Raw genomic sequence first — 8,198 nt, forward strand, 5'->3', positions numbered from 1 at the left:
GATAGTCTACCCGGACAGGGCAGACTTGATTACCTCTTCTATTCTACATTCCCCCCTGACAATTAATCCACCCTGCTTTTTAAGGGGGGCTGGGGGGGATCGAAACCATTGATCGATAAACAACTTCACTTGATCGCAATTATCGCCGTCTCCATAGCTGAAATCGAGCATTCTATAAGTATCAAAATCAGACAGGGCATTCCCCGTAGCCTCCCAAATATTCAGGCGGCAACTGATTACTATTCGTACTTTATCGAATACCCGTTCTCTCAACTGTGGCGATAGAGTTCCCAGGGAATCCGCTATTCCCATTTCATCCGCGCCGTCCAACAGCAACCAGATTTTTCCTTGACTCAGTAATTCCTTAAATTCTTTCACCCATTCCGCAGGTGCAGCATCCAATTGTCCCGCCGCTATTCGCAGCCAATCTTCGATTAAATATTGGCACAAAGGTTTTTTCACCTCTGCTAAGGATATCCATACGGGCAAATATTCAGTTTCCGCCAATATGTGATCGCAAATTTTCAACCATTGAGTAGTTTTTCCCGCACCCGGTTCGCCGATGACAGCAAGGCGTTTCCCGTTGCTTTTAGGGCTGTCGCTGTTTGTGAGGACTTTTTCGCAAAATTCGTCGTAACTGAGGGGAATGAGTTTTTCGGCTTCCTGATAAGCTTCGGAACCTGTTTGAGGGGAGAAATCATCGCGACGCTGGGGTTTTTGCTGGCGTTCGATTAATCCCAAGGGCACGTGAATCTCGTTGATGTCGATTTTTCGCCCTAAGTCGTTGGCAAAAAAAGTGTTGGCTGCTTGTCGCTTGGCTTGGGCTGCGGCGCGGCAGGTTTCGCGCCAGTCAATTTGGCTTGCTGGCGGTGAGGGTGGACTCCATTCGTGGCGATCGACAATTTCGGTTATTTCTAAATTTAAAGCTTGGCAAATTGCGTTAGCATTACCTCTCTCAATTCCTTCACCCTTGAAAAACCGCTCAACAGTCTTGTGACTTTGGATACCAGCCTTTTCGGCAATACTGGGAAATGTCCAAGGTTTGCCGTTATCGTCTTTTCCAGTATTTTTGGTGTTTTTGAGTTTGGCAATTCCGTCTGGAGTCGCTGGAATTCCTCGATCGCGCGTTTCGCCCATAGGTATCAGACTGATGTGATTCCCGATATTATAGCGGTTTTCTCTGGGGTGGAATACACATCAGTCCTTGACGCATTCAGACCAAAGAAACCGGGTTTTTTACCTAATCTGTGGACTGCGACGCGTCTTTTCGTAAAAAACCCGGTTTCTGACCACCCGCGCTTAAGTCCTAACAGATATTCGGTAGGAATACAGCATTGCTGTGTCCTTACTGTGTCTTGGTTACGAGATGTGCGATCGGGACAGAAAGGGGAACTTAATATCTGTCCGTTATTGGCCTGGTACTACCGCAGCTATTCAGTTATTTATAAATTAACCCATTGAGAAAACCCGCCATGACTACACAACAATTCAAAATCATTTTGGCTCAAAATCCGCAGATTCAATTATTCATCTTGCTGGCTTTCATCGAGTACGCAGAACTAGAAATCCTCGAATCAAGTAAAAAATCACTCTCCCAGGAGTTCAAAAATATTGTTACAACTCACAAATTTACCTGCGTTGCCGGACAATTAACCGAGTTTGGCATCGTCAATTTAATCTCCTGGTTCGATCCAATTTCAGGATTGGGGATTGGTATTGTTTGCTTAATTTGGCACATTTTTCAGGATATTAGGGAAGAAGAGAAAGACAGCGATAGTCCCTCCAAATAGGTTCGTAGTAAGGACTTTAGTCCTCCGTTGGATCGTCTGAGCAAATTTTAGGTCGATCGCGGGCGGGAACTCTTAGAACCGCCCCTACAAACCTGAAATCTGCTGTCTTAGCTTCCGAAAGTGCGATCGCACTTCCGATCCCTGTATTCGCCCGCACAAAACAAAAACCCTCCCCAACAAGGAGAAGGGAGGGTGAAAAGACAGTGAAAAATTTAAGTTTTTGCAGAATTAACAATAAGGAGTTACATCCACGCCGCACTCGTCAGCCAAATAACACAAAGCCCGAAAGCGAATCCCAACCACTTGCTCGTAAAGCGGATTTAACTTGCACAGCGGCGGAATGGAAAATAAAGTACGATCGCCAAATTTGACTTCCCGCTCAAACGGACACTGGCTGGGAATAAACTTACACAGCAACCGAGCCAACTTTTGACTTTTAATTGCAGTGTCATCAAGCCATTGTTTTAGCGGATGCAAGGGGTCAAAGTGCGGTTTTTGACCGTAAGGTTGAGAATTTGTAGCGACATTAACGGCTGTTTCTTGTTTGCCAAACGATACCCAATTTGGCAGAGTTCGGTAGGAGACTGTATGATCAAATACGTTCATTTTGCTCTGTTCCTCTTTTATAACGAGGTGCCAAGAACTCTCTGTAGAGCTTGTGCGATATTATCTACAATCAGTATCTACAGCATCTCGTTTTGCTTTACCGGATTGAACTTCTTAAATTAATGACTTAGGGCGAGAAAAGTAGTTCCTGATTTTTTTTAAGACGGTGTGCGCTCTAAAAAGTGTCCTCATTTCAAGCCCAACAATTGATTGATAGGGTAAAATTCTGTTTTCTACGTTCTAGCTTCAACCTTCGGTTGACTCTCCTTTTGTAGTTCAATTACAATTGTGACGCATCGAGGTGAATTATCCTATACGTGAAAATGCGGAACTTTTAATGAAAGTTATAATATTTCTAAATAAGCTCTGCTGCAAAAAACCCTGAAACCTCGCCCCAACAATCTTTGCTCGCGATCGCTCAGAAACTCCTACAATAAGAAATAATCGGTATCACCGCCCTCACAACCCATGAGTAACCCAGAAAGCAAAGCTATCACCCGCGAATTGCAAAGCCACGCCGCCATTCTCGGCGGCTTCGTCTCCCTCCTCTGGATTATCGAAATTGTCGATGTATTCCTGTTCCAAGGCAGGCTGAATACCTACGGAGTCCGCCCCCGCAGCCTCGACGGACTTCAAGGCATCCTGTTGATGCCTTTTCTGCACGGCAATTTTGCTCACTTAGCTGCCAATACCCTCCCTTTAGTGACATTGGGTTGGTTGATAATGCTGCGAGAAATTAGCGACTTTTTTATCGTGAGTGCCGTCACTGTGCTAGTCAGCGGATTCGGAGTTTGGCTGACAGGCGCGCCCTATTCCGTTCACATTGGTGCTAGCGGATTAATCTTTGGTTACTTCGGCTTTTTGCTGCTGCGGGGCTATTTTGAACGCAGCTTTACCTCTATTTTGTTATCTTTAATTGTCGGTTTCTTCTACGGCAGTTTAATTTGGGGAGTTTTGCCCTCGCAGCCGGGAGTTTCCTGGCAAGCGCATTTCTTTGGCTTTGTTGGCGGGGTATTAACAGCCCAACTTTTGGGGCGGCAGAAACGGCCAATTAACTAGAATAAGACTGAGGCTGCATCGTATCATCACCTTGGTTTCTTGCTGATAAATTATCTGAAAGCGCAGGTGTTTTGGCAAGAAGCCCAATTTATTTGGTAATACAAATTATGAAAAGTAGGGCTAAATATAGATGGTACGCAAGCATCTGTAGGAACACGGCATTGCAGTCTCCGGCGCCTGGAGCAGCGACTTTTTTTAATTGGTATAATATTGGAGGATTGGAGCAGCGACTTTTTTTAATTGGTATAACAATTGCCTCCAGGAAAGTAGGACTAACTACTTACTAATAATTCAACGTGCGCCGGCAAGCACACAGTAAAAACCGAACCGCAACCTAACTCGCTTTCAACGTGCATATCCCCACCCATCATTACGCAAAAGTGACGGCTAATAGTCAATCCCAAACCCGTGCCGCCATACTTGCGCGTAGTTGAGGCGTCGCCCTGCATAAATGCTTGAAATAAATGCTGCAATTGTTCGGGGGGAATCCCAATGCCCGTATCAGCTACGCGAAAAATGATTGAGTCGGAAGGTTCTGCTATTTCTTGAGTTGTTAAGCTGTCATGTTTAACTCTTTCAATGCAGAGGGTAATAGTTCCCTGTTCCGTAAATTTGGCTGCATTGCTCAGCAGGTTGAGCAATATTTGACGAGTTTTGGTAATGTCAGCATACATCATTCCCAAGTCGCTACCACAATCCACTTCAAACTTATTAGAATTTTTATCTACCAAGGGTTTGACAGTAGAAACTACCTCGTTAATTAAATTAACCGGATTGAAAGTTTCTAAATAAAGTTCCATCCGCCCTGCTTCAATCTTAGAAATATCTAGAATGTCGCTAATTAAAGACAGCAAGTGTTTGCCGGCCGTTTGAATTCTGTGTAAGTCGGGGATAAAATCTTCGTAGCCTAAATCCTCGGCGTCTTCTTTGAGTATATCGCTGTAACCAATAATCGCGTTGAGGGGAGTTCGCAATTCGTGGCTCATATTAGCTAAAAAGGCGCTTTTGGCTTGGCTGGCTGCTTGGGCGGTTTGAGCGACTTTTTGGAATTCTTCTGCTAATTTGCGCTGGGTAATATCTTCGGCAATACCGACGATGCGGTAAATTTCTCCGGTTTGGCTGCGGACTGGAAAAGCCCGATCGCGCACCCAGCAAACTGAACCGTCGGTTGGCTTAGCCCCCCTAGGGGATCGCACTACCCGATACTCTTCATCATAATCGCCCCGCACCTGTTTCTCAAAAGCAGCCTTGACGCGATCGAGATCCTCCGGGTGAATAGCATCCCAAAAAGCCTCCGGTTCTGACAGCAAACTCTGATAGCTCAAATTCCATATTTTCTCGCAAGCAGGACTGACATAAACGAGCTGCTTTTGATTGGGTTCTCTAATCCAAAATACCTCATGAATATTTTCTGCCAACTGGCGAAACCGCTCCTCGCTAGCCCGCAACTTCTCCACAGCACTGTGAAATTCAGTCACATCCTGAATCAGCGATGCTACCCCAATGATGCTGCCGTCAGCATCAACCAAAGTCGTATTGTACCACTCGCACAGAATTATTTTGCCGTCTTTTCTGATGTTCTCGTTAAGGCTGGTAACTCCTCCTGTATTAGTGAGCAAAGTTATAGATAGTTGCCTGACATACTCCTTAGCACTTTCAGGAACTATGAGATCGACTCCGTGGCGTCCCATTGCTTCCAAGCGGTTGTATCCAAAAATTCTTTCCGCTGACAAATTCCATTCCGCTACTTCAAAGTTTAGATTCCATTCAATCGCTCCCAAAGGAGTTTGGTGAAGATGGAGAGCCAGTTTTTGCTGCGAGTTTTTCAGAGAAATAATTAATTTATTTTTATCAGCGATCGCAGATTCCACCCGATCTTCGAGAGTAGTAAATGACTGTTCCAATTGATCGGCCATCATATTAAAAGAACGAGCCAGGACACCGACCTCATCCTCCCGCTCTACAGACGCCATCAAGCGGGAATCTACTGCCATCGAGTCCCATTCTCCCCGGGACAAAGCCTCCGCAGCCTTGCTCAGACGCCGAATCGGTACAACAATCCACCTAGAAGTCAGAGCGCCAATCGCCGTTGCCAGCACCAAAGCACCCAGACACATCACCACAGTATACCGAGTGTTGGCATGAATCCTTTCCATAAAATCGGCTTCAGGAACCGTCACCACAATCAACCAATCGAGGCCCCTGCTGTCTAAAAGCGGCGTCACCTGTAGAAATTGCCGTTCACCGTCGATCGTAAAATCTAACTGGCGAGATCTGTCAATTTTGTGCAAATCCCCGAAGCGTTCTGTCAAATAGCGGGCGGTCGATCGAATTAGAACATTCTTGCTGCTGGCTGCCACAATCCGTTTCGCAACACCGTTGCTAACAATAAATGGCGGTTCAGGAGTAGAATTTGCCACCAATTGTCCCGACCTTTCTACAATAAAAGTCTGTCCTGATTTGCCAATTTTTAGAGTTTCCAAGAATTGATTGAGCTTGGAAAGTGCCAAGTCAGAACCCAGGATGCCAATAAGTTTACCATCCTTGCCATAAACTGGTTGAGCAGCGGTAATCGCTAGTTTGGGAGCGTCAAAATAATTATAGATTTTACTCCAAGTCGGTTGGCCTGCGCGCACCGGAGCTATGTACCAAGGTCGGACGCGGGGGTCGTAGTTGAGAGTAGTTTTTAATAGCTTGGTTGGTGCCTCGAACTCGGACAGCGCGTAGCTATGCAAATTATAGCCAGTAGATTGATTAGAAATCTGAATTTGCACCTTGCCGTCGTCGAGGCGTTCAACTCCAATAAAATCTTTTTGTTCGGAGGCGAATTGAATGTAGCTAATTTTATCAAAGGTTTTGATTTGTTTGGAGAAGTAGCGTTGCAAATTATCAGCATCCTGCATATTCAAAATGCCGAGATGGATGGCATCGAGATTGAGCTGATTGATTTGGTGTGGCGTTTCAATATAACTATCAATATGTTGCTGGATACGCGATGTGACTTCTGCCCGCAGTTGTGCGGCAACATCGTTGACGGCTATGCGCCCGTTCCGCAGCGACAGCCACCCCGTCAACCCTACCGCAGCGAAAGTCTGGAGGGCAAAAGGCACAACAAGGACGATCCGAATTGGCACTTTGCCTGACATTTTTAAAATTTGGTCGGTCAAATATCTGATTGGCATGATGAAGCAGAAATATTAGAAACCCACAACATTTCGGTAAAGTACAAATTGATGAGCGCCGATTTTGAAGTTGAGATGGTTTTAGTAGGCAAAGTGCTGTTAAGAGTTCGGAATTTGTCGCTGGTAATTGAATTTTTAACGACTGCCACCGTCATCTTAGCGCGATCGGGAGCTTTGGCAACATTGGCGATCGAGATGAATGCAGTATCAATCTTGGACGTACTCTACACGCTCATACTATTATAGATTTGAGATTAAAGAATTAAAGAATTGGGAAAGACTGATTCTGTAAGGGCTTAGAATTTGCCCACAGTTGCATTTTTTTTGAACAGGTATCTCAAACCAGGTTTTTTTAGCGTTTTGGCGGTCTGCAACGAACTATTTTCGTGAAAAACAATGGATGGAGAGCCACCCGTGCGTCCACCACTAACTATTTTTCCCCTCCTGACGCGCGCTAATTAAACCAATCGAGTTTTTGGTTGACTCATGCCAGAAATGACGTATTTTGGCGTTTCAACCCGGTTGCTGCGTCAGTTCTATTTGACCGATAGCGCGATCGAAAATTATAAGTTTTCACAGCAACTGCAATTGATATCTCCACAAGCAGCTACTTTTGATAGAGTGCAACTTAATTCCGGCCAGGTAAAATAAGCATAGTAGGATGCAACTAGCGGAGGCATGGATGATGAACGCAGTTATTGCTACTCTTGGCACTGCTCTCGGACTGAGCTCAATTTTTATCGGTTTGACCCCGGCGGTTCTCGCCCAACAAAGACTGCAACCAGCACCCCAATATTCGGAAACGACTTTATCTGGGGACTCGTTGAGGACTGTGGAGGACAGAACCGTAGACTCTGACTACCAAAACTTGATTGGTGAACCAGAAACGGCGGCTAATTCTGCTAGAAGGGAAAGCAGCTTGGGCGACACATTTCGCCTCAAAATCGATGGCCCATTGGAATTTATTACTACTCCTTCGGACGCCCAGCGTCAAGGAAATCCTTTACCTCCAAAACAAACCGACAGCGGTACAGAAGCGGGAATTCAGCTTCAGCTAGGACTTTAGCAATTTTAAATGAATTCATTTGAAGCAAACGAGCGATCGCCCAAGCCACTTTTTGATTCTCGGAGTTATTGTGACTGCGATCGCTTTTTTATCAGAGTTTTATCACAAGTTTTGTGCGGTTTCCATCACACAAGGTTCTCTATTGTGAACCTAAAATTAGACCAATTAAACTTCCGATACAGATCGATTAGCTACATATCTTTACAATAGCGCATAAAACTGGCGGTGAAGGTGATGGGAAAGGCTCAACTGATAGATTATTTGCGGGGGGAGTTGGCGATATCGAATTCTGCGATCGCCGTTGCTCTCCGACACGGTGAACAAGATGCCAGCGAACTGCCGATGGTTCTGTGGCAGTATGGGTTAGTTACACTGGAACAGTTAAACCTAATTTTTGATTGGTTGGAAGCTCAGCCGACTTAGGATCGCGAATTAAATAACTTACAATTTTAATTGTTATTGTGGGATGGGCGTCCCGCCCGTCCTTTTTGGACG

Annotated in this window: 8 protein-coding genes; 5 read left to right on the forward strand and 3 right to left on the reverse strand. The window is 45.3% G+C overall.

The window, feature by feature from the left end:
* Positions 1 to 6: 6 nt before the first annotated feature.
* Positions 7 to 1,137, reverse strand: a complete 1,131-nt coding sequence (locus tag QUA58_RS29960; RefSeq protein ID WP_333397780.1) for an NACHT domain-containing protein — start codon at positions 1,135 to 1,137, stop codon at positions 7 to 9.
* A gap of 335 nt (positions 1,138 to 1,472) precedes the next feature.
* Between QUA58_RS29960 and QUA58_RS29965 the strand changes: the two genes are divergently transcribed.
* Positions 1,473 to 1,790, forward strand: coding sequence for a hypothetical protein (locus tag QUA58_RS29965; protein ID WP_333397783.1), 318 nt, complete (start codon positions 1,473 to 1,475; stop codon positions 1,788 to 1,790).
* Between the two features lie 228 nt (positions 1,791 to 2,018).
* On the opposite strand, the gene QUA58_RS29970 is transcribed toward QUA58_RS29965, so the two are convergent.
* Positions 2,019 to 2,396: a Mo-dependent nitrogenase C-terminal domain-containing protein gene (locus QUA58_RS29970; RefSeq protein WP_333257256.1), complete on the reverse strand. Its 378-nt coding sequence runs from the start codon at positions 2,394 to 2,396 to the stop codon at positions 2,019 to 2,021.
* A gap of 468 nt (positions 2,397 to 2,864) precedes the next feature.
* Between QUA58_RS29970 and QUA58_RS29975 the strand changes: the two genes are divergently transcribed.
* Positions 2,865 to 3,455 carry a rhomboid family intramembrane serine protease gene (locus QUA58_RS29975; protein ID WP_333397786.1) on the forward strand — a complete coding sequence of 197 codons (591 nt, stop codon included), beginning with the start codon at positions 2,865 to 2,867 and terminating at the stop codon, positions 3,453 to 3,455.
* Between the two features lie 272 nt (positions 3,456 to 3,727).
* Here the strand turns inward: QUA58_RS29975 and QUA58_RS29980 are convergent, their stop codons facing one another.
* Positions 3,728 to 6,601, reverse strand: a complete 2,874-nt coding sequence (locus QUA58_RS29980; protein WP_333397789.1) for a PAS domain S-box protein — start codon at positions 6,599 to 6,601, stop codon at positions 3,728 to 3,730.
* 9 nt (positions 6,602 to 6,610) lie between these two features.
* On the opposite strand from QUA58_RS29980, the gene QUA58_RS29985 reads away from it, so the two are divergent.
* From QUA58_RS29985 to QUA58_RS29995, 3 genes are all read left to right on the forward strand, one after another.
* Positions 6,611 to 6,883, forward strand: coding sequence for a hypothetical protein (locus tag QUA58_RS29985; RefSeq protein WP_333397790.1), 273 nt, complete (start codon positions 6,611 to 6,613; stop codon positions 6,881 to 6,883).
* 436 nt (positions 6,884 to 7,319) lie between these two features.
* Positions 7,320 to 7,703, forward strand: coding sequence for a hypothetical protein (locus tag QUA58_RS29990; RefSeq protein ID WP_333257270.1), 384 nt, complete (start codon positions 7,320 to 7,322; stop codon positions 7,701 to 7,703).
* 234 nt (positions 7,704 to 7,937) lie between these two features.
* Entirely contained in the window at positions 7,938 to 8,126 is a 189-nt protein-coding gene (locus QUA58_RS29995) for a DUF2949 domain-containing protein (protein WP_333154168.1), read from the forward strand.
* Positions 8,127 to 8,198 lie beyond the last annotated feature (72 nt).

Origin of the sequence: Microcoleus sp. N9_A1 (genome assembly GCF_036701795.1) — a bacterium.
Lineage (GTDB): Bacteria > Cyanobacteriota > Cyanobacteriia > Cyanobacteriales > Microcoleaceae > Microcoleus.

What these genes read in the sequence shown, in the direction of transcription:
- QUA58_RS29960 (WP_333397780.1), bottom strand. Translation starts at nt 1,137, where the DNA reads ATGGGCGAAACGCGCGATCGAGGAATTCCAGCGACTCCAGACGGAATT.
- QUA58_RS29965 (WP_333397783.1), top strand. Translation starts at nt 1,473, where the DNA reads ATGACTACACAACAATTCAAAATCATTTTGGCTCAAAATCCGCAGATT.
- QUA58_RS29970 (WP_333257256.1), bottom strand. Translation starts at nt 2,396, where the DNA reads ATGAACGTATTTGATCATACAGTCTCCTACCGAACTCTGCCAAATTGG.
- QUA58_RS29975 (WP_333397786.1), top strand. Translation starts at nt 2,865, where the DNA reads ATGAGTAACCCAGAAAGCAAAGCTATCACCCGCGAATTGCAAAGCCAC.
- QUA58_RS29980 (WP_333397789.1), bottom strand. Translation starts at nt 6,601, where the DNA reads ATGTCAGGCAAAGTGCCAATTCGGATCGTCCTTGTTGTGCCTTTTGCC.
- QUA58_RS29990 (WP_333257270.1), top strand. Translation starts at nt 7,320, where the DNA reads ATGATGAACGCAGTTATTGCTACTCTTGGCACTGCTCTCGGACTGAGC.
- QUA58_RS29995 (WP_333154168.1), top strand. Translation starts at nt 7,938, where the DNA reads ATGGGAAAGGCTCAACTGATAGATTATTTGCGGGGGGAGTTGGCGATA.